This window comes from Saccharothrix sp. NRRL B-16348 (genome assembly GCF_001280085.1).
Lineage (GTDB): Bacteria > Actinomycetota > Actinomycetes > Mycobacteriales > Pseudonocardiaceae > Actinosynnema.
In genome coordinates, this window is record NZ_LGED01000222.1 from 13,965 (window position 1) to 35,329 (window position 21,365).

A 21,365-nucleotide genomic window follows, 5' to 3' on the forward strand; every position below is an offset into this window, starting at 1 on the left:
GTTCAGGACACCTTCTCCAGCAGGTCGTCGTAGGACTCGAGGATCTCGATCTCCTGGCTCAAGAGAGCGACCAGAAGGGTCGAGCGGAAAGACCCGAGGCGGTCGAGTTCGTCGGCAAGTGACCTCTTTGAGTCGGCCGCCGCATCGCACTTGGCGATGTACTCCTGCTGCTTATCCAGGCTCGGAACTGGAACCATTACCATGCTGAAGCCACGCTTGTTGATCTTCTGCATCGACGCACTTGTGCCTGTTGCGGTTGAGACGATCCGTGAACGCCATTCAGGTGACGAAAGCAGATGGCTCAAATAGCCCGGTAGGCATTGCGACTTGTTCGGGCGGATTCGCCAAATGAGGTCGGGCAAGTATGTATGCGGTGGCACCTGCCGTGCGACCGCCACATATCCGACACGGGCAGGTGTATTTGAGCGCGTGATCAATAGATCTCCGTCAGAGACCAAGTGTGCTGCCGAATATCCTGAAAGGTCATCGAGCCGTTTTGCCTCGGCTGCGTTGAATTCCCCCAACTGGATGGCGCTCAATTTCAAAACGGATGGTTCGCCGTATGACGGGGTCTCGCCGGAAGTCTGGACACTCTTGCCGCTGTCAATGCCAACGACGACCTCGCTAATGCGGTACTCATCCCCGGCTGGCACATCGGCCCGAAGCAGCGTGAGCACCCGTTCTGTCCTAACGACCTCCTCCATCAGCGCCTCGATCTGCGCGTCCACGGCCCCCATGACATCGACAATGCGGCGCTGCTCAGAAAGGGATGGCAGTGCGATCTTGATCGTCAGGAAGTCGTTTGGCTTCACGCGCTCACGCCGTCCGCCCATCCCCGTCGACAGGTTCTGCAACGTGTCCCAAAGACGCTTCGTCGTCGTCAGAAGACGGAAGTAGCCCGGGAGTAGCGACGGCCCGCAGGTGAACGTCGGGAACTCCTGGGACGCGTAGACCTCGTGGAGGTCGGCGGGTGCGACGGTGATCGCGCCCTCGAAAGCCTTCAAGCGGCTGTAGACGACTTGGTTCAGGCCGATCCGATTCAGCGTCTTGTATGCGGTCTTGGAGCCTGCCATCGGCTCGCGGTAGAGCAGGCCACGGCCACGGTTCAGTACCCCGACGATGTCGTAGGCTTGTGCGGGATCAACCTCCACGGCGTTGACGTCGAGCGTCATGAGGTCTCCGAGAGCCGCCTCGCCCCACTCACTCACCGGATACCTCGAACATGCTCAGGTCGATCCCGGCCGCAGCGAGCCGCTCGAACATCGCTGCCTCGGCCTTCAACCGCTCCTGCCGAGCGTCGGCGTACGCCACGAGAGCCGTGCCCAGATCTGCAGTTTCCTCGGCTGCCACCTTGATGTACCGGCCGATATTGAGGTCGAAGCCGTTGCCCTTGATCTCGTCGAACGACACCAGACGGACATTCGTGCCGCCCTCACCGTCCGGATCTTCGCCGGTCTCGTAAGCCTGGATGAGGACCTTGATGTCCTCGTCGGTCATCCGATCCTGGTTCTTGCCCTTCACGAAACGTGCCGAGCCGTCGACGAAGAGGACGTGGTCCTTCCGGTCTGCGGTCTTCTGGTCACGGAAGACGAGAATGCAGGCGGGAATATTCGTCGAGTAGAAAAGGTTGGGTGGCAGGCCGATGACCGCGTCGAGTAGGTCCTTCTCGATGAGGCACTGCCGGATGCGAGCCTCGGCGCCGCCACGGAAGAGGACACCGTGCGGCATGACCACGCCGACCCGGCCGGAACCGGGCTTTATCGAAGAGATCATGTGCTGGATGAAGGCGTAGTCGCCGTTCTTGGCCGGCGGGACACCGCAGAAGGCACGTGGGTCGGCGGGCCAGCGATCGGCACCCCAGTCAGTCAGCGAGAACGGCGGATTAGCGATGACCACGTCGAACTGACGCAACGCGCCATTCGCGTCCTTGAACGCTGGCGCGCGCAGGGTGTCGCCGCGCTTGATGTCGAAGTCCTCGATTTCGTGCAGGAAGAGGTTCATGCGAGCGATCGAGGCGGTCGTCAGATTGACCTCCTGGCCGTAGACCCGGAGCGTCCGGTGATCCTTGCCCTGCTCACGAACCTGGTTGATGGTCGCCACCAACATGCCACCTGATCCGCAGGTCGGGTCGTGGACCGACTCGCCCGGCTCCGGCCGGAGAACGCCGACGATCAGGTTGACCACCTCGCGCGGTGTGAAGAACTCGCCGGCCTTCTTGCCGGACTCGTCCGCGAAGTTCTTCAGCAGGTACTCGTAGCCCGCCCCGAGGAGGTCGTGGCTAACTGTGGAGGGGTCGAGGCGGATCTCGTTGAACGCCTTGATGAGTCCGAGAAGAGCCGACTCCGGAATGCGTTCCTTATTGCCCCAGGAGGCGTCACCGAAGACGCCTGCAAGCGAACGGGGGTTGGCCTTCTCGATGCGCTGGAAGGACTTCGCGATCTCGGCACCGAGGTTGGTGACCTTCGTGGTCACCTCGCTCCAGAGAGTGCCTTCGGGCATTTCGAAGCGGTGGTAGTCGGCCTCGATCTCATCGTTGAGGCCGTCGCCATAGTCCTCGAGCGCCTCGTCGTGCTCATAGACCCAGGTGTCGCTGATCCACTTCCAGAACAGCATGGGGAAAACGTAAGTCTTGAAGTCGGCAGGATCGACCGGCCCGCGAAGTGCGTTTGCGGCCTTCCAGAGGCGAGCCTCCAGGTCCTGCTGCGTGGTGGTCACGAGGGGTAGTTCCTCCTGCTCGGGGTCTGTCGCATCCTGCCGTAGCGGACTGACAGTAGTCGCCCCTTCCTCCCATACCGTGACCGTGCGGCCCCAGCCCCGCGGACGCATATGCAGCTTGGTTCGGCCGCCACGACTCGACTCCTGTGACCGATTCGGCAGCTCCAAACTCGCTCGCTCCGGATCCGAGACCGCCAAGTCGACCGGACGCTTGTCGCGTCGAAGTAGGTGGTCGGAGCGGTGGTTCTACATCGGCAATCTGGTCGTCAGGTGCCGATTCGGTCTGTCTTCGGCAGGGATGATCGATCGCATGCGGTGGTGCCGCTCACATGGGGTGAGCGGCACTACGTCGGTGGCTGTGTGTGCTGGGCGAGTCGAAGGCGATGGCCCTCCGCGGTGTCGGCGAAGTCGCGTTCGTCGCCGTCGCGGAAGCGTCTGTAGAACCACTCCGGCACCCTGGTGGGGTCCAGGCGGGTGCGCAGCACGCCGTCCTGGACATCGCGGGCTACGTCGCGTAGACGGTGCCACTCGGTGTCGGTAACGGGGCCGGGACGTCCGTTGCGGAGTTCGCCGTTGACGACCTTGGCCAGCCGTTCGCGCTCATCGGCGACGCGCTGTTGGCCGGACCAGACCTCGTATGCGATCTGGTAGGCGGCCAGGGAGGGGACGAAGAAGCTGAGCAGTGTGTCCGGGAGGGTTGCGTTTGCGATCGCGAGACCGGCGGCCAAGCCGATCGCGGTCCACAGGACGGCGGCGCCGGCGACGAGGTAGCTGTAGCGGCGGCGGAGCCGGGCGTCCCAGGCGAGGTTCTGTTCCTGGGCGATGAGGACGTCGTAGGGGTGGTGGACGTCGGCGGTGGAGTCGTACCAGCCGGCGGTGATGCGCTGGTCCTTGGCGCCCCCGAGGCGGAGTTTGCGCGCGAGGCGGTAGACGTCGGGTTCGGGGATGGGATCGCCCGCGACGGTGGAGCGCCACGGCAGATGGAACAGTTTGGTGTCGAACATCTCCTGGAGCAGGGCGCCCTGCCGGGCTGTGGTTCCTGACATGCGCTTGAGCAGGAACGCGGAGAGGATGAACCAGAAGAAACCGACGATGGACACCACCGGTCGGCCGTAGCCGAGCAGGGTGACCAGGACACCGGCCGCCGCGAGGACGGCCGCCGCGGCCACCCGTACGGCTTCGAGGAGTTGCCCGCGTTGGTGGCTTGCCGACGCGGCGCGCTGCAGGCGCAGCATGTCGTCGTCGAGTTGCCGTTCATGGATCGCCCGCGGAGCCACCCCGTGGACGCCACTCGCGTCGGAAGAGATGGTCATGGCCTCGTCATCCGGTTGCCGAACAGCTTCTTCCACTCGTCGTAAGCGGCGCGTTCCTGGCCCTCGTCCTCCAGGTCCACAGCCCGTTCGGCGATGACGCGAGCCTGGTTGAGCGCGTCCACCGCGACCAGTTTCTGCGTCGCGTTCATGACCGCGTTGACGTCGCCGCCCAATCCCGCCGGGTCGGGCCACTCGTCGCCGATCCGTTCGGCTGCGGTGGCCAGGAAGAGCACGATCTCGTCCTGGTAGCGACTGATCGGCGGCTTCACCAGGGATTGGGCTATGACCTCCAGCAGGAAGGACGGCGACACGGGCTCGCCGAGTTCACGGTTGATTCCCTTGATCATCTTGACGAAGGGGACGTACTTGCCACCGCAGTCGGCGTTCTTGGCGATGCTCAGCTCGTGGTGACGCTTGGGGTTGGTCGCGATCCAGCCGCCCGCCGAGGGATTGGGGATGAAGTAGCCGCCGCCCTCGCGGTCGAAGGCGGGGACGACGTCGATCGACATGACCTCGTCGTCGCCGCCGTAGGGGATGACGACCGCCATGCCGTCCCGGGAGGCGTCGCTCCACTTCTGGCGGAGCAGCGTCTCCAGGGCGTTGATCACCTGGATCGGCGCCTGATCGCGGTAGCCAGCCTGGGAGCCCTCGTCGTCGATGACGATGAAGATGTCGATGTCCTTGAGCTTCTTCGTCTTCGTGTCGCGCCGGTAGCTGCCGGTGAGGAAGTCGTCCGCGAGGTCCCAGTGCAGCTTGACGTAGTCACGGATGGCCTCATGCCGTGCTTTCGCCAGGTCCTGCTCTGTCTTGGTGATCTCCAGGTTGCTCTTCAGCTTGGCGAAGGCGTCGTCGATGTATCCCATACCTTGTCCTACTTGTGGTCTCAGTTATGGAGGTAGCGCATGCCCGCTGAGGCATGCGGTGCCGAGCCGAGGGTGCCGAAGGTGATGCCGCGGAGGCCGTCTGTGCTGGCGCGTTGGCCAGGGCCCCATCCCGACTGCTCGGTGCGTGGGCCGTTGAAGGTGCAGAAGAGCCGGTAGGTGGTGCCTGCGGGCACCCGGTCGAACTTGGCGCGGAACCGGGCGGCGCGGGCGCGCGAGGCGGTGAACTCGGCGTTGCCCGCACCTGAGGTGGTGTAGGACACCGGGAACTCGATCACGGGCGCCACCGCGCCCGAGGGCTGGTGGCACTCGAGGACGACCGTGTCGAGCGAGCCCTCCTCGATCCACGCCTTGATCGCGTTCTCGTTCTGCACCCAGTCGCGGTGCAGGCGGTCCATGTTGACGCCAAGATCGGAGAGGATGTCGGTGATCGTCCCGAGGATGACGTCCGTCAGGTGGGTGGCGGTATGGGTGCGGGTGTAGCTGTAGGTGTACGTGGAGGTCATCGCTCCGTCACCGCCCGTCGTAGCGCCGCGTGGTCGATCAAGGAACCGGAGCTGGCCGCCTGCGTTTGTGGCGTGGGCGGTGAGGCGTCGGACAGGCGGGCGTGGCCACTGGCGGCGGCCTTCACCTGCTCTTGGAGCGGCTCCGGGGACGGCAGGTAGATGGTGAAGTCGTCCGCGCCCGCTGCGCCGGGGACGGGGTTGAGGTTCTCCTCGAAGGTCAGCGCCGCCGTGCCGGAGACGGTGGTGATCTCGCAGTGCACCTTGCCGGCCACCAGGGTGATGGGGTGCCGCTCCAGGTGTCCTGCGGCGATCAGCATCCGCCCGACCGTCTCGGCGACCGACAGGGCCTGCTCGGCCTCGTCGCGGGACAGGGCGGAGGACTGCGCGACGGTGTCGGCCACCAACTGCGCGATCACCGTCCAGGTCGCGCTGGCGCTACGCACGGGCGAGGCCGCTACCTGCCTAGTTCGCATCACGAGAGGCCTCCGGGTGACTCGTCGTCGCCTTGCCGACGGCGTTGCGGACCGCCGCGTTCAGGTCGTGCTCGGTGAGGCTGCCGGGATCCAAGACCGTGTCCAGCCGCTGGGCCATGGCTTCAAAGACCGCCTTGCGCGCACGGCGGCCGTCCAGCCCACGAGCGGCCTGGGCGATACCGTCCATCGCGGCCGAGCGGGCCAGCTCCCACAGCGCGGGGTACTTGTCGGCGAGGGTGAGCAGCGTGGAGGCGAGAATCTCCCGCAGCGCATCGGCCTCGGGAAGCGGGACGAGGATGGCGGCGTCGGAGCGGGAGAGGAACGCCTCGTCGAGCGCTGACGTGAAGTTGCTGGTGGCGACGAAGAACAGATGCGGGTGCTGGGTGGCGTTGAGGTCCAACGCGGTGAGCACTGCGTCCGTGGCGCGATGCACGTCGGCTGGATTGGCGGCCAGCGACGCCGCTGACCTGGCGACCGCCATCGACTCGACCTCGTCGAGGATCACGACGGTCGGCATGCCGTCCGACGCGAGGCCCGGCACGTATTCGCCGAGAAGTTCGCTGACCCGCTGCTGCGACTGTCCGTGCTCGGCGCTCATCAGTCCGTGCGGGTTGATCTCGATCCGCCGGACCTTGCCTCCCCCGACGTACTGGGCGATCTGCGCGGGCAACCCGCGCGCCAGGGTCGTCTTGCCGGTGCCGGGTGGGCCGTAGAGCGTGCACAGCCCGTGCAGTGCCGTCACCGTGAACGGCAATTCCGGGCGTACGAGCAGCGACAACAGGGTTTGGTTGCGCAGCCGCTCCTTGATCTCGTCCGGTACCACGATCGCATCCCACAACGCGGTCTCCGCCGAGTCGGCGCCGATCACCTCGTCCGACAGCACGCACTCCTGGACCTTCACGCTCCGACTCCGTCCTCCACGCGCGGTGGCACCTCAGATTTCAACATCATTTTCTAGATTTCGAGTAGACTACACGACGTCGAGACCGGTGAGACTCCACACTTCACCTGGGCGTGTCCACATGGTGAGCTGCAATTTGACCCGTCGGTAACGTAGGCGAACCTAAGATGCGAACGGAGTGATCAAGATCGAGAACGTCCGCTCATCCGGCGGGCGCGGACAGGCACGGAGACGAGTGACGTGAACGACCCGCAGCTGGACCCCGGCGACATCGCGGCCCTGTTCGACAGGGGCAGGCTGCGGATGGCGCGCGAGCTTCGAGGGCTCACCCAGGTGCAACTGGCCCGGGAGACTGGCTCGGTCACCTCGGCGTCGGTCAGCCAGTTCGAGAACGGACACGCCAGACCGGCAACCTCGACCCTTCGCCGACTCTCGGTGGCACTGCGCGTCCCATTGCCGTTCTTCGCCGCCCCGGCACGCCCGCCCGCGCAGGAACAGGTCAATGGATTCTTCCGAAGTCTCCGGTCCACCTCTCCGCGGGACCGTCAACAGGCATTGGCCTACGTCCAACTGGCGCGCGAGCTTACGCTCGAACTCGAAAAATTCGTCGCCTTGCCCGATCTCGACCTGCCGCGCATCCCCGTCGATGAGGGGCAACAATTTCGGTCCGTCGAGATCGAAGAGATCGCAGCCCAGGTGCGTGCTCGCTGGAAAGTCCTGGGTGGGCCGATTGAAAACATGGTGAGACTGCTTGAAAAGAATGGGATAGTCGTCATCCGCTTCCGTGTCAGCATTGAGAAGGTCGATGCCTTCTGTGTCGACTTCCCCGACAGGCCGGTCGTTGCGCTCGGGGCTGATAAGGGGCTGCGCGACCGCTCGCGGTTCGATGCCGCCCACGAACTCGGCCACCTGGTCATGCATGGTGCCGGTCAAGTCGGTGACAAGGGCGCTGAAAGTCAGGCCAACGAGTTTGCCGCCGCGTTTCTCATGCCGGCCGACGACATCAAACCGGAATTGCCCTCTCGGCTGGACTGGCCGACGCTACTTCGCCTCAAGGCAAAATGGCATGTCTCAATCGCCGCCCTCCTGGTTAGGGCGAAAACGCTCGGTGTCATGGATGAACACACTTACGCGCAGGCATGGAAGACATTGTCGGTGCGAGGCTGGCGCAAGGTGGAGCCGGGCAACCTCGGGAACCCTGAAGTTCCGGTCCTACTGCAACGTGCACTGGAACTCACGGAAAGAACTGGATTCCCCTTCGATGAGTTCATCAGCCGCTCAGGACTGCCCGAAGCCGATATCCGAACCCTGCTCAACAGGGACATCGACGAACGTCCACGCGTAGAGTTCTGAGAAATTTGGAACTGCATCACACGGGGATCGTCGTTTGCTCCGGGGTACCTGGAACTGGTTCACCGAAGAGAAGTGATCGTGCGCGGGCTCGGAAGCCGTCGTTCAGGCCGGTAGTGCTCACAAGGAACTGGACGACGTCGGCGGCTTGCTTCGCGGCGAGATCGTCGTGCAGCGAACCGAGATCGGCTGGTTCGACGCGCTGGGCCAGTGCGGTCACCGTGGTCAGCACTTCGAGCAGCCGTAGTGCCGGGAGCACCCGATCAGGCCGGCGCATGACCCTGGTGATCAGCTCGCGGAGCTTGGGGTAGTAGGTCGGCAGTGGGTCGACCCGAACCTCGGCGGGCAGTGCCCCGCCTTCGCGGAGGCTCGCGAGCAGCGCGGAGAGCTGCTCCTTCTCACGCAGGCCGACGACGCCGCCGAACAGGTACTCCTGCAATCCACGGTCAGGGTCGGAGACGTGCGCAGCACGGATGGCGTGGATGGCGTGACAGAGGCTGACGAGGTAGAGCCACGTCAGGTCGAGCACCAGTGCGAGGTGTCGGGGATTGCGCGGGTCGAGTCGGTCGGCAGACGCACGGATGTGCTCCACGAGCTGCACCAGGTTGCGGTGCTCGTCGTAGAGCCAGTAGCCGAACTCCCGGTAGTCGAGCAGCGGCTTGAGCCTCTTGTCCAAGCCAGTGAAGGCAGCGAGAACGGTCGCTGCGCTGGACACGTCGAACAGGTGCGAGATCGGTGCGGTGTCCAGCGGGATGTCACACGGGTGCAACTCTTCCAGGCGACCGAGGTCCGCACTGGTCAACGTGGTGATGCCCAGCCGGGTGGCAAGTTGTCGCGCGGCGTCGGTCACGACGGAATCGCGCACCATGTAGGCGTCGTCGGCCGCGAAGAAGTCGCCCACGCCACGCACCCAGAACATTCGGCCCGTGGAACCACCTGTGGTGGTCTTGCAGTCCACGATCGTGCTGTGCAGCCGGGCTCCGCCGGTGAGGCTCAGACCCAGGACATCGAGGTCGGTGAACGACTCGGGTTGCGAGGAACGTTTTCCTCGCTCCTTCGATGTGTCCGGCTGTGCCGCCGGACCCCATGCGCCGCGAAGCTGCACGTCGAGGCGGGTGGTGTAGCCCATCCTCCAGAGCAGCCGGCGCGAGGCGACCTTGAGGCCGAGGTCTTGTTCACTCATCGAATGCGTCCCCGTCCCAACGCTGCGTCCACCACGGTCTGCCACTGCTTGGGCGACACAGTCGCCCTGTTACGAAGTCGGGCCGTTGTCTGCATAGGGGCCGAGAAGGGCTGGCCGAGCAACAAGGCAGCTCGGGCCTGCTCGTCACCGACCCGACCCGCGACGGGTTCGCCGTGAGTGATCAAGTCGCGTGCGATGTGCAGGGCTTCCCGGTTGTCCTCGGTGTCGATGAACCGGGGCCGCACCCAGCTTCCTCCGGGCAACGAATCCGGCGCAAAGGCGATGATGCCGGCCGAGTGCATGAGCCGGTACTGCCTGGCGTGGGAGGAATGGGGTTGGAGGATGCCTCGGTGCGGGTCCAGGAGTTTGTCGATCACGTCGACCAGCGCGTTGGCGGGCAGGTTGGTGGCTCCACCGAAGTGCTGTCCGCATCGCAGGCACGCCAGCACGGCGAGTGCCTTCTCCAGCACCGGCTTCCGGCCGCGCAGCAGTTCTCGGTTGAGGGTGTAGGGCAGAGCGGCGAACGGTTGCACCGTCTGGTTCGGCAGTTCCACCGCCGGGGCGAGGAGAAGACCGCGGGCGATGGCATCCTGCAGCACGGGTTGAGCCGCCGTGATCGGCATCCCCTGTTCACCGCGCAGGGCAGCGAAGGCGTCGGCCAGCTCAGTCGGGCCGTGTTCTCGGACCAGATCACCGACGACGTCCGGGTTCTCGAACCCGAAGAACGGCGAGTACACCACGTCCCCGTCCAGCAGGGGGATCGTCTTAACCAGATCCGCCCTGTCGCCGACTTCGAGGAGTTGGGGAACGGCAGCGGTGTCCAGGCCGATGCGGGCGGCAAGCTCCTCGACCGGCACCGGGGTGTCCGCGAGGTGATCAACGAGGACCACCATCTGCTGTTCGAGTTCGGTGGGTTGGCGGGCTCGCCAGGCGCGGCCGAGTTCGGTGTAGAGGTCGTCGTAGTAGGGGACGTTCTCGGTGAAGCGGACAATCCTGCCGCCCGAGGTCTGTACTCCCTGTACAAACTCGACGTCGGCCAGCGCCTTGACGACGTCGGCGAAGGCGAACTGGTTGACGTCCAACTGCTCGGCGGCGACTGCTCGGAGCGCCTGTGCGTCGTCGATGACGTCTTGGCCGCGGATGAGGGCGGCGAGGCTGGCGGCCATGCCGATCAACTGGGTTTCGGCCAGTGGTGTCAGGGTGCCGGAGTTCGGGTCGACGTTGCGTAGACCAGCGTGAACGTCCTGACAGCGAAGCCCTTCGTCAAACGGGTCCATCTCGCCCCCTCGGTATCAGCCCCGGTTACTCTAGTCGGCCTAATCGTCTCTGCGGAGCTGATCGCTTCAGCCAGGGTCGGCCTGCGGCAGGAGTGCCGCGTACGGCGGCTTGTCGCGAAGACACGAACTCTACGTGTGTCGGCATCGGCCTTTTGCGGCCTACCGGCGTTCGCGTAGCGCGATGAACGGTACGAGTTGGTCAACTAGGTGCGACTTCTCGCGGCGACCGTCGGCGTAGTCGATCTCGTAGTTGACGACGCCGTACCAATCCCCCTCGACGCTGGGGAAACGGCCGTGAAGCCGTCCGCGGACCACGCCCGTGAGGTCCAGGCCGGTCTCGATGACATGCCGTGGAGCGTCGGCCGGACGGGGGAAGAGGATGTCCAGGTGGACCCACACCGACGTCAGCACTGGTCTACGTCCGTGGAGCTCGTCGCCTTCCCAGCGGGTGAACGGGCTGTTGATCAAGGCATCACCGCCTACCTCGCGTTGGCCGCCGCCCGTACGCGGTGAAGAATGAGGTCGCCATAGGGTTCGTCGTCCAGCTCGGCCCGGTCCGGGCTGGGGCGGCTGCTGGTCAGGCGCCAGCTCGCATCGACACCGGGCATCGCCGCGCAGGCGGGGCAGTCGACGCGGACTTCGCTCTCGGTGGCGATCGCCCTGCTGACGCCGGGGACGACGAGGTGTCGGCCGCCTTTGCACGTGGCCGGGATGACGGCGATCGTCGTGCCGGTGCGGTCGACGCGGTAGCGCAGTGCGCCGTCCGGTGAGGCGGGTGGAAGCGGCGAACTCATGTCGGAGAAGCTACCACCGCGTCGCACATATGTTCGACTGAGGTGGAATTCGGTGGGTCGGCGTGGGCGAGCGGCGACGGAATGTCACTCGGTCGAGTGAAGCCGCTGCTGAAGTCATGTTCAGGTGCGGTGCCGCCTCATGGACGCCTCACGAGCGCCGCGTGTCCGCTCTGGTTCAGATCTTGATGTCGCCGGTCTAATCGCCCGCACCAACCCGGCCGACTTCCGGTAACGCGGACGTCCCACCTGCCGGGGTCGACCAGGTGCACAGCAGGTCAGGCTCGTGATGACGAGCCGGGCGGGGGAACGTCACGGTGATGGCGACGCAAAGGGGTGCGCTGGGCCTCGACGCGCCGGTCGATCTTGACGCGCCGTCGCTGGCCCGGATCTACGACTACCTGCTCGGCGGCGGGCACAACTTCGCCGCCGATCGGGTCGTGGCCGACAAGATCACGGCTCTGGTGCCCGGCTACGGCGTGTTCATCCGCGAGAACAACACGTTCCGGCGCCGCGCGGTGCTCCACATGCTCGCCGCCGGGATCGAGCAGTTCCTCGATGTGGGAACGGGCGTGTTCAGCACCCGACCCCTGCATCACCTAGCGCAGGCCGGAAACCCCGACGCTCACGTCGTCTACGTCGACCGTGATCCCGTGGTCGTCGCCGGTCTCAACCTCCTTGTCGAGCAGGGCGACGCGCGAACCGGGGTAGTCGAGGCAGACCTGCGGCACGTGGACGAGGTCCTCGACCACGCCGTGACCGCCCGGCTGTTGGACCTGAGCCGACCGGTGGGCGTTGTCGCCGGTGCGGTGCTGCATTGCCTGCCAGACGCCGACGACCCCACTGCGGCGGTGGCCCGGTACTACGAGCGGCTCGCGCCCGGTTCGCTGCTGGCCGCCTCGCACGCCGACGGCACGACGCTGGGGCTCGAGTTGGCCGCCGCGATCGAGGACTGCCTCGCCGAGGCCGGCATCACCCTGGTTCACCGCAGCGAGCAGCGGTTCGCCGACTTGCTCGGGCCGTGGCAGCCGCACCCGGACGGCGTGGTGCCCGTCGGCTGGTGGCGGCCGGACAGCCTGACGGCTCCCAGGCCCGAGCGCTCGTTGGGCGATGCCGTGATGGCCGGCCGCCGCCTCCAGGTCCCGGAGCAGGTGTGAGCAGGGCCCAGCACATCAACAGCATCGCGGGCGCGGTCGTCGGGCCGGTCGTTCAGGCGCACACGGTCACCGCCGAGACGATCGTCCTGCACGCTCACGACCGACGGCTGCCGGTGCCCCGTCAGATTCCGCCGCCCGCACGCACCTGGGTCGACCGCGCCGAGGAACTAGACCGGCTGGACAGTCTGCTGGCTGCGGCGGGGGCGACGCGTGTGGTCGTGACCGGCCTGGGCGGAGTCGGCAAGACATGCTTGGCGGTGCGTTGGCTCGACCGGCACCACGACCGCCACCCCGACGACGTGCTGCACATCGACCTCAACGGGTGGAGCGGCCACCCGCCACCGACCACGGGTCAGGTCCTCGCCGGGTGGCTGCGCGCGCTCGGCGTCGCCGCCGACGACCTCCCCGGCAACGTGGCCGAGCTGACCGCGCTGTACCGGACGGTCACCTCGGACAAAGCGTTGGCCGTCCTGATCGACCACGCCCGCTCCGCCGACCAGGTGCAGCCCCTGGTGTCCGCCACGGCGCGCGGCACGACCCTGGTCACCAGTCACCAGTCACCAGTCACCAGTCACCAGTCACCAGTCACCAGTCACCACCGGCTCGCCGGCTTGGCCGTGGTCGGCTTCCGCACCCTCGACCTCGACTGCTTCCCCGCCGCCACAGAGGCCGCGCTGCCAGCCGGACTGCTCGACGGGGACCGCCGGCCCATCGGGCACGAGCTGCTGCGCGCGCTGGCCGATCGCTGCCACGGGCACCCGCTGGCGCTGACCATCGCCGGGGCCCACCTCGCCGCGCATCCCCGACGCGACCCGCACGACTGATCACCGCCTGAACCACCACCCCGCCAAGGCGTCATCCGCCGCCTTGGATTCGCACGAGTTGTCCGTCGGAGGAGTGCCGCAGATGGGCTACGAGAACCTCGATGCCACTATCGCCCGGCTGTACCGGGGCCTGGTCGAGCACCCCCGGCGCTGAGTTCAACGCCCACCCGCTGGCCGCCGGCCCGAAGTCCCGGCGACCAAGGTCGACGACCCCGATACGGAAATCGTCCATATCGAGATCAGATGCCCCTCTTAAGGTACGGGTTGCCAGCCGCTCCAGGGCCTCGGCCCGCGTTGCCCCTGCAAGCAGGCGAGTCGATGCGCGGCCTGGTCGGCGTACTGGGCTGGATTGGTGGCAGCAACCTGGGCGGCCATGCTGGTCATCCGCAGTTCCCGTATGTCGCGCAGGATGTCGAAGCCGTGCCAGGTGGTGACGTCGAAGCCGTACGCGTTGCTGTAGGCGGTCCATTTGGTGCTGTCGATCCACCCCGTGGTGACGTGGGAGACGGCGGTGGACACGAGGTCCCATTCGGGTGGTCCGAGGGAGCAGCGTTCGAAGTCGAGCAACACGAGCCCTCCCTCGTGGGTGCGGACCACGTTGCCTTCCCAGGCATCGCCGTGAACGACTCTGCGGGGCAGGCCTGGCGGCAGGGTGCCGTAGGCGTCTCGGACTTCGGCCAGTCGCGTGAGCATCCACCTCTGATCGTCGTTGCTCAGGGTGGAGGCGGAGCGGATGCGCTCGGCAATCCGTACGAAGGGGTCGAGTCTGGGTAATTCGAAGTTGTTCGGCGGGGAGAGGGCGTGGAAGCGGCGCAGAACGGTGGCCACGTCGATGCCTGTTCCAGGTTCGTGGGGAGGAAGTTCTTGCCAGAACGTCACCGGCCTGCCATCGACCACGACTGGCTGTTCGACCTCGTGCAGCACTCGGGCGGCCGGCACCTCACCGTCCTCGAGCCAGCGGGCAATGCGCACTTCGTTGGTCGCGGCCGCGTGCTGACCGACGCGTGCGACCCGAGCCACGACGCCACCGGGTAGGCGATAGATGTGGTTCTCGCCCAGGCGGATCACCGTGGCTGTGGTGGCGTCCAGTCCGACCTTCGCCGCGGCTGCTTCGAGCACCATGCGGCTGTCGCTGGCATGTTCGGGGATCATCCGATCACCGCCGTGCCGATACGCTGCCGGAGCTCGGCCACAGCGGTCAGGTCGTGGTGAGGCAGGGCGAAACGGCTCAGGTCGCGCAAGTCGTCGGCGGCACGGCGCGACTTCACCGTGCCTGCCCAATCCAACGCCAGAGTACCCAGTGCAGTGGCTTCTGATGGATCTCCGGTGGCCATGACAAGGGAAGCGAGCTTGGTCTGGCTGATGGCGCGTGCGCGGGCGAACTCGTCGCCATGCTGCGTCACCGCCAGTGCGAGGCGTTGCCGTGCTTCAGCGGCGAAGTGTCCTTGGAGGGCGGTATCCCATAGGGCGTGGCCGGTGTCCCCGGCGTGTTGCGCCTCGTCGTAGTACAGCATCCATGGTGGGTCGTCATCGGGTTGCCTGCGAGCGAACTCCTCGTCAGCCCCTCCGACCGCGCCGGCTGTCTCTTGGACCAGGCCGAGCTTGGCCAGGGCCCGAGCTCGACCGGTGTGCAACATGGCCCGTTCGGTGGCGGTGAGCCGGTCGGCACGTACCAGCGCCAGTTCGGTGAACGTCAAGCCGCTGTCGGGATCCCCGCACCAGATCGCCTGTCGGGCCATCGATGAGAGGACCTTCGCGCGCAGGTGCCAGTCTCCGGCTTCCTCGGCACAAGCTAGCGCGAAGCGGAACATGCGGCGGGCATCCTCATGTGCGTAGGCATCGAACGCCATGAACCCTGTGACGTGGCCCAGGTAGCCCACTGCGGAGAACAGCTCGCTGCGTACGGTGTCCGAGCAGCGTGCACGCAGCAGTTCGGCGCAGTACCGCAGTTGTGCGGTCACTGCCGCGCGGACCAAGCCGCCACCGTAGAGAGCGTCCCAGTCCTCGAACGACCGAGCCGCAGCGCGAACCTCCATCACCTCGGCTGAGCCGACCACAGATGGAACGGGTATCGGTTGGATCGACGCGACGAGATCGGTCAATCCGGTATGGTTCGGCTTTGTGCCTAGGCGAAGGACTTCTTGTTCTGTGGATGTCGTTGCGCCTTGGGCAGTATCGGTATACGGGTTCAGTCGGAATCTGTCGCTTGCCCTGCCGGAGATGATGCTTTGCGTCCCGTTGGAGCCCTGTGCGCGTGGTGTGGCTAGTTGACGGCGAAGTTGTTCTTTCTCTCTTTTTGCTTGTTCTCGGAGTGCGATCAAGGTCCCTTCCGCGCCCAGGGCTTGGTCGATGGCTCTGACCAGGTCGGCTGAGGGGAGGTTGTGGTCTGGGCGTTCTGAGAGGGAGATGTACTGCCTGGTGTAGCCGATCTCCTTGGCGAGTCGTCGTTGGCTGAGGTCGGCTTGCGTACGCCGATGGCGAATCTCGTGAGCGAGTCGGGCGCTTGCGGATTCGAGTGTTGGAGGGGTCTCGTCGTCGGTCACGTCGCCTCCGTCTGCGCTAGGGGGCAAATGGGCGGCAAATACTTGCCTGTGGTCGGCTCGTGTTCCTGCGATGCTACCTGGTGTTGTCGACATGTGTGCGTATTGACATCGCTGGTCGTGGAAGTCCTTCCCTTCTTGCGTTGGAAGTCCAGGCTTCTCGATCCGGACCTGCCGAGAAGAGTTGCTTCAGTCGGTCGGTAGAGCGAATGCTGCCTTCGGTGCCGTGTGCAGCGCGCAGGCTTGACGCACCGTGAGTGAGGCGGGCTCAAGATCTTGTATCGATCGAGCCCTCTCCTATGGGTGGGGGCAAATCGTCGGCCAGCGTCGTTTGCCTCCCTCCGGGGTCGTGGCTGAGCACGTTCGATGGCCTACCGTGAATCGGTGCCCGCCCGAGGGCGAGTGTTAGCGGCCGCAGGTGACGAGTCGGAACCGTGCCTTCCTCGCATCGGACGACGACCGTCCTATGTGGATTCGGGTTTCCTGGTGAGGCGGCGCTCATGTGGGTAAAGGGCTCGACCGTCTCATGTGTACCGGTGTCCGGTGGTCGACGGTGGATCCGGTTCCGGGTGAAACGTTCGACGTCGGATCCGCGATAGCCGCGTGGCGGGAGTGCTGTGTTCGGTTTCGAGGGAAGGGTGGATAGGGGAGGGTGGATCTTGTGTCCGCTCAGTGAGGTTGCCACCTTTCGTGTCGAGTGAAGGTGCCGTCTTTGGTGGGTGATCCACCACTCGATCGATTGACACTGTTGATCATGTGTGAAAGAACTTGCGCGTTTTACTCTGCGTGTGCCGCTCGATTGGCTCGTCTGCGGGCTGGGTTGATCGGGCGACAAGGGCTCCGCGTGAGCGTGCGAGGCTGCATGATCGGGGAGGGACCACCGGGGCGGAGGAGACCGGGAGATACGCGGGCAGGGATGACGGGTCGGGTCGATCGAGGAGTTGTTGCTGGTGAGCCGGGCGTGGGACAGACCGTCGGACGACGTGGAACTGCTCCACTGCTTCCAGGTTCTCGACCGCCCGGAACTTCCCGCGTGGGTCCTGACCGTCGGCGCGAACCTCGAGCCCGGCGAACTCGAGGATCTCTCAGTGAGGCTGAACGAGGGGTCCGCGGGGCTGGTGCGGCTCGGTGACGACCTGTTCGGCTGGCGCCCTGAACCGCAAAGCCTGCCGGAGCCGTGGGGCGCGCGCGCGCGACTGGTGACACGTCGTATCGGAGAGGGCCTGCTGACAACCCTCGACACCGCCTGCGGTCTGCTGGGACACCCGGTCCGGGGATTCGACTACAGGGTCGACACCCCGGTCCCGGCGCCAGTGCGGTTCTCCGAACCGTCACAGGCCACGGCGTGGTTGCGTCGACACCTGCCGGTGTCACTGGCAACGGTGCGCGCCGGCGGCAGGGCCGGACTGAGGTCGCTGGCCACGGTGTTGACGGCCCGCCTCTGGGTCTGTGCGCCGACGGACGTGTCGCGACAGTGGGCGGTGGATCTGGCCGAGGCGGGAACGCAGGCGGCGGTCGACGATCGACGACCACGCGATCTGGCCGGCCTGTTGCGGTTGAGCGCCCGCTGGTTCGCCGCCGCCGGTGACTTTCCCACCGCCGAAGCCCACGGCGTGCGCGAGTGGGTGCTGTGGAAGGAACTCGACGACGCCACCGGCATGATCGACACGCTGTGGCGTCGCGCGCACGTCTACCGCGCGGCCGGCCGCGGGAACCGTGAGCTGGACTGCTACCAGCGTCTGCTGTCGCTGTACCGACAGTCGGACGACCGGTTCGGCCTGGCGCACACACAGGTCGCGCGCGGCGTCGCCCTCGCCGGCGTCGGCCGGGCCCGTGACGCCGCCGAGCAGCTGCGTGAGGCGGCTCGCGCGGTGGGCGAGCTGGACAGCCCGGGGGCTGCGTCGCCCGGCGAACTCGCTTCCGTGCTGGAGACCTTGGGACGCGCCCTCTGGAACCTGGGGGTCTTCGGTGCGGCCCGGCGGCAGTTCAGCGCTGCTCTGCGGCAGCTGGTGGACGTGGACGAGCAGGCGGCGCAACGCATCCGCGTCCTGCTCGCCCATCCGGAAGGCCATTCCCTCCCCGGCCGCTGAAACGCTAGTCCCGCCATAGATGGACCAACGCCAGCGCGACCTGGATCAGGGTCGCCAGCGGCTTGAGCGCCGCCAACCTCCGGCGCCGGACCCGACGGGAGACGCTGAAACGGCGGCGGCCGGTGCGGACGTGACGGCGAGGGCGGGGACGTTTGCCGGGGGACACGGTCGTGACGCTGCTTTCCGGATCGGTGGAGGGTTCAGTTCGCGGGCGGAAGGAAGACGGCTTTGTCGGACTCGGGCGGCGAAGGGGTCTGCAACGCGTACACGTCCAGCACCGACTGGCAGGCGAAGACCTTGTTGTAGGACTTGCCGCCCAGGTTCTCCAGGACGCCGGTGTTCTCGAGGTGACGGGTCACTTGGGTGGCGGTGCGGTTGGCCATCCCGTACATCGCCTCCAGCGCGCGATTGCTCGTGACCGGGGCGGTGATCAGTCCGGCTACCACGCGCTGCACGGTGGGGGAGCCTTTCGCCCGGTCGAGCAGCTTCTCGCACAGGCTGTCCAGCTCGTCGATCAGGCGTAGTTGGGCGCGTGCCTGCAGGCGTACGCCGTCGGCGAAGAATTCGATCCACTTCTCGATCGGGCCGCCGTCGACCACCGCGCGGATCTGCTCGTGGTACTCGCCCGCGTGTTCGTCCAGCCATGACGACATCGGCAGGACCTGCTCGCGCAACAATCCGGAGCGCACCATCTCCAACGAGCTGTAGATGACGGGCAGGTACCGGCCGGTGCCCTCGAACGGATCCAGCAAAGCCAGGTTCAGGTGCCCCAACGCGATCTTGCCGATCCGCGGCAACGGATGCGGGGCGCCCACCCAGGTAGACCACTGGGCGAAGCCGCTGTGCAGCATCGCGCCGGGCGGAGGGGTCAGGATGGGCACCTGGCCCGGCGAGGTGCCCTCCAGCCAACTCTGCTGCGTCCGGAGCCGCGATTCCGTCGTGTCGGCGTCCCGGCCGGTCAGCCTGCCGCTGATCTCGCCGAGCAGGTCGCCGTCGACCACCGCCCCGTCCGCGATCCGGTCCGCGCCGTGTTCGAAGGCGAGGATCACCCGGCCGGCCTCGTGGCGTTCCAGCACGTCCTCCTGCCTGCCCACTCCTTCGGTGGCGCGTTCCAACAGCAGCTTGGTCGTCCAGACCTCCGACATGTCCAGACTCGTGCCGGACAGTTGGGCGGCGTTCTGCACTTCCCGGAGTCGGGTGCACAACGCGAACATCGCACTGCGGGGGAGACGGCGTGTGCTCTCGTTCAACTCGCCCAGGCTGTGTTCGGCCATCGCCTGCACGCGGTGCGTCTCGGTGGGCACAATGACGTCGGACGGCAGCGGACGCGGCATGTATGCCCGCATCCCCCGCAGTGCCTCGGGTAGGACATCGGTCTCCGACGGCTCGACCCATTCGCCATGGGGCGACGGTGTGGAACTCATGGCGGAAGAGTGCGCTACCCGAGTAAAACACTGCAAGTGGTCAATTTCAGCACTTCAAGATCAACTCTGGGTGGTTGGTGCTCGTGCATCTGCCAGTGCACGACGGGTGAAAGGCCTCGAACCGGTGTTCGTGCACGTCAGCAGCAAAGGGGGTGTCGAATGGACTCGCAGAATTGCGGTCCCACGCCGCCTGTCCACTCATCGTTCGCCTGATCGGCCGTTAGCGCCCCACCGGTCCATCGGCTCGGCGGGCACACAAAAATCACCCGAACGTGTAGCTGTTGTCATGGGTGGGTGCGCTCGTTCCTACGAGCGACTCCGACCGGACGCCTCAACCACCAGGACCTCGCCGGCCGACACGGACCGAGCCGTGACCCACGCCGACGACACACGCACTACACCGACCCCCCGCCGGACAGATCGACTTTCGGCCCGAGGGCGCCGCCGCGACACTGCTCTCGTGAGGCGCTGGACACCACTGAACGACCGGCAACTCGCAGTACTGCGGCGCGTGGCGGCAGGCGACACCCTCAGCACCACCACAGACGGGACGGCCCGGCAGTCGGCACGGGCGCTGAGGGACCGCGGGCTCCTGCGGCTGACCAAAGCGAACAAACGCTGGACGGCCGCCATAACGGACGAAGGCCGCTTCTACCTGGAACACGGACACCACCCGGACCGCCCAACTTCACCGGACACCGCACCGACGCAAACTCGGAAACCACCCCGGATCACCACGACATCGACCAACCACCATTCACCGCGGGAACCGGCAGCCGCCACCGCCCGACGCCGCGCGGCAGCGGCCACCGAACTGCTCCGACGACTGGCCGACAGAACCGTCGTACGCCTCGAATGCCCCGACCAGCACACACTCGCCGAGTGGCGACGAACCATCGACTACGCCAAGCGCCACCGACTCCTGCCATCCGGAACGCGGCTGAACACAACCCGCATCCAAGACGGAAACCTCATCGTGCAGATACTGCACGGCATCCACCCGAGCAGCATCCGACGCAACCCCCCGAGCCTCGTCCCGGTGCCCACGCCGCAGCAGCTGCGCGACGTGCACCCCGCGATCGACGAACTGCGCCGCGACACCCACCGCCTGATCATGCCCAAGGACCTGCGGCACCGATGCCTGCTGATCCTGCACGCCCTGACCCAGGCGGCACTGCGACATGGCTACACGGTCCGCCCCTGTCCGGTGCCACAGCCGCAGTACCGCGAGTACTACGACAGGCAACGCGGGCACCACCAGGGCTACCGGCGCCGCGACGGAGCGGTGACGATCACGGCCGACGGCCTCGACATCCCGATCACCATCATGGAGGCCAGCCCACAGGTCGACGATCCCGTCCGACAGGAGCAGCTGATCCTGGAGATACCCGCCTACGGCAGACACGGCTACCAATACCGGTGGGCCGACCGCACACGGACCACGGTCGAAGCCGCCCTTCCAGCCGTATTGCACGAGATCGCCCTCCGGGCCCAGGACGCACGACAACAGCGACTATGGGCCGAACAAGAAGAAATCGAACGCCGGCACGCCTGGGAAGCCGCCATACAGCACGCCCGCGACCGCGCCACCCACGCCCACTTCGCCGAGATACTGCGCGGCCAAGCGGCGGACTGGAGAACCGCACAACAACTCCGGACGTACTGCGACGCGCTCCACGGCAAACTCGGCCTGATGGACTCGCATGACCCTCAGGTCATGAGCACCGTCCGGTGGTTGAACTGGGCCCACGCCTACATCCGGACGCTCGATCCGCTGACGGGACTGCCGTCGATGCCCGAGCCGCCGACCCTCGACGCCGACATGCTCCAGCCCTATCTCGACGGGTGGAGCGCAGACGGACCACGTTGACCTGACTCGCAGTGCCCAGTCAACCGTTGTCGGACAGTGCAACGAGCGACGTCCCCGCTGATCGTGTGAT

At 66.2% G+C, this 21,365-nt stretch carries 19 protein-coding genes; 5 read left to right on the forward strand and 14 right to left on the reverse strand.

Going from position 1 to position 21,365, the window contains the following annotated elements; translation table 11 throughout:
• Positions 1 to 2: 2 nt before the first annotated feature.
• From ADK67_RS32375 to ADK67_RS32405, 7 genes are all read right to left on the reverse strand, one after another.
• Complete coding sequence (locus ADK67_RS32375) at positions 3 to 1,172, reverse strand: restriction endonuclease subunit S (protein ID WP_157620985.1); 1,170 nt, start codon at positions 1,170 to 1,172, stop codon at positions 3 to 5.
• A gap of 28 nt (positions 1,173 to 1,200) precedes the next feature.
• Positions 1,201 to 2,715, reverse strand: coding sequence for a type I restriction-modification system subunit M (locus ADK67_RS32380; protein ID WP_053720360.1), 1,515 nt, complete (start codon positions 2,713 to 2,715; stop codon positions 1,201 to 1,203).
• Between the two features lie 344 nt (positions 2,716 to 3,059).
• Positions 3,060 to 4,064: an S-4TM family putative pore-forming effector gene (locus ADK67_RS32385; RefSeq protein ID WP_231648446.1), complete on the reverse strand. Its 1,005-nt coding sequence runs from the start codon at positions 4,062 to 4,064 to the stop codon at positions 3,060 to 3,062.
• Complete coding sequence (locus ADK67_RS32390; protein WP_053720362.1) at positions 4,025 to 4,891, reverse strand: CBASS oligonucleotide cyclase; 867 nt, start codon at positions 4,889 to 4,891, stop codon at positions 4,025 to 4,027. Before ADK67_RS32390 ends, ADK67_RS32385 begins: the two co-directional genes overlap by 40 nt.
• A gap of 20 nt (positions 4,892 to 4,911) precedes the next feature.
• Entirely contained in the window at positions 4,912 to 5,415 is a 504-nt protein-coding gene (locus ADK67_RS32395; protein ID WP_053720363.1) for a hypothetical protein, read from the reverse strand.
• Positions 5,412 to 5,858, reverse strand: a complete 447-nt coding sequence (locus ADK67_RS32400) for a hypothetical protein (RefSeq protein WP_197289724.1) — start codon at positions 5,856 to 5,858, stop codon at positions 5,412 to 5,414. Before ADK67_RS32400 ends, ADK67_RS32395 begins: the two co-directional genes overlap by 4 nt.
• 19 nt (positions 5,859 to 5,877) lie before the next feature.
• Entirely contained in the window at positions 5,878 to 6,789 is a 912-nt protein-coding gene (locus tag ADK67_RS32405; RefSeq protein ID WP_053720365.1) for an AAA family ATPase, read from the reverse strand.
• 240 nt (positions 6,790 to 7,029) lie between these two features.
• Here ADK67_RS32405 and ADK67_RS32410 point away from each other — a divergent pair, with 240 nt between their 5' ends.
• Positions 7,030 to 8,142 (forward strand): helix-turn-helix domain-containing protein, encoded by a 1,113-nt coding sequence (locus ADK67_RS32410; RefSeq protein WP_053720366.1) that lies wholly within the window; start codon positions 7,030 to 7,032, stop codon positions 8,140 to 8,142.
• A 16-nt stretch (positions 8,143 to 8,158) separates the two neighbouring features.
• On the opposite strand, the gene ADK67_RS32415 is transcribed toward ADK67_RS32410, so the two are convergent.
• The 4 genes from ADK67_RS32415 to ADK67_RS32430 form a co-directional block, all read right to left on the reverse strand.
• Positions 8,159 to 9,268 carry a hypothetical protein gene (locus ADK67_RS32415; RefSeq protein ID WP_157620987.1) on the reverse strand — a complete coding sequence of 370 codons (1,110 nt, stop codon included), beginning with the start codon at positions 9,266 to 9,268 and terminating at the stop codon, positions 8,159 to 8,161.
• Between the two features lie 50 nt (positions 9,269 to 9,318).
• Complete coding sequence (locus tag ADK67_RS32420) at positions 9,319 to 10,599, reverse strand: hypothetical protein (RefSeq protein WP_053720368.1); 1,281 nt, start codon at positions 10,597 to 10,599, stop codon at positions 9,319 to 9,321.
• A 159-nt stretch (positions 10,600 to 10,758) separates the two neighbouring features.
• Positions 10,759 to 11,067, reverse strand: coding sequence for a hypothetical protein (locus tag ADK67_RS32425; protein WP_053720369.1), 309 nt, complete (start codon positions 11,065 to 11,067; stop codon positions 10,759 to 10,761).
• Positions 11,068 to 11,078: 11 nt separating this feature from the next.
• Positions 11,079 to 11,393, reverse strand: coding sequence for a hypothetical protein (locus tag ADK67_RS32430; protein WP_053720370.1), 315 nt, complete (start codon positions 11,391 to 11,393; stop codon positions 11,079 to 11,081).
• Between the two features lie 317 nt (positions 11,394 to 11,710).
• On the opposite strand from ADK67_RS32430, the gene ADK67_RS32435 reads away from it, so the two are divergent.
• Positions 11,711 to 12,547 carry an SAM-dependent methyltransferase gene (locus ADK67_RS32435; RefSeq protein WP_053720371.1) on the forward strand — a complete coding sequence of 279 codons (837 nt, stop codon included), beginning with the start codon at positions 11,711 to 11,713 and terminating at the stop codon, positions 12,545 to 12,547.
• The gene (locus tag ADK67_RS32440) at positions 12,544 to 13,371 is read left to right on the forward strand and encodes a hypothetical protein (protein WP_053720372.1); all 828 of its coding nucleotides are present in this window, start codon (positions 12,544 to 12,546) and stop codon (positions 13,369 to 13,371) included. The genes ADK67_RS32435 and ADK67_RS32440 overlap by 4 nt, the downstream gene beginning before the upstream one ends.
• 252 nt (positions 13,372 to 13,623) lie before the next feature.
• Here ADK67_RS32440 and ADK67_RS32445 read toward each other — a convergent pair whose 3' ends face one another.
• Together ADK67_RS32445 and ADK67_RS49545 are read right to left on the reverse strand one after the other, a co-directional pair.
• Positions 13,624 to 14,523 carry a phosphotransferase enzyme family protein gene (locus tag ADK67_RS32445; protein WP_053720373.1) on the reverse strand — a complete coding sequence of 300 codons (900 nt, stop codon included), beginning with the start codon at positions 14,521 to 14,523 and terminating at the stop codon, positions 13,624 to 13,626.
• Positions 14,520 to 15,914, reverse strand: a complete 1,395-nt coding sequence (locus ADK67_RS49545; protein WP_197289725.1) for a helix-turn-helix transcriptional regulator — start codon at positions 15,912 to 15,914, stop codon at positions 14,520 to 14,522. Before ADK67_RS49545 ends, ADK67_RS32445 begins: the two co-directional genes overlap by 4 nt.
• A 980-nt stretch (positions 15,915 to 16,894) precedes the next feature.
• Between ADK67_RS49545 and ADK67_RS32455 the strand changes: the two genes are divergently transcribed.
• Positions 16,895 to 18,001: a tetratricopeptide repeat protein gene (locus ADK67_RS32455; RefSeq protein ID WP_157620989.1), complete on the forward strand. Its 1,107-nt coding sequence runs from the start codon at positions 16,895 to 16,897 to the stop codon at positions 17,999 to 18,001.
• Between the two features lie 200 nt (positions 18,002 to 18,201).
• Here the strand turns inward: ADK67_RS32455 and ADK67_RS32460 are convergent, their stop codons facing one another.
• A complete protein-coding gene (locus tag ADK67_RS32460; protein WP_157620991.1) occupies positions 18,202 to 19,425 on the reverse strand; it encodes a Fic family protein in 1,224 nt (407 codons plus the stop codon).
• Between the two features lie 460 nt (positions 19,426 to 19,885).
• On the opposite strand from ADK67_RS32460, the gene ADK67_RS51425 reads away from it, so the two are divergent.
• The gene (locus ADK67_RS51425; RefSeq protein ID WP_157620993.1) at positions 19,886 to 21,295 is read left to right on the forward strand and encodes a hypothetical protein; all 1,410 of its coding nucleotides are present in this window, start codon (positions 19,886 to 19,888) and stop codon (positions 21,293 to 21,295) included.
• Positions 21,296 to 21,365 lie beyond the last annotated feature (70 nt).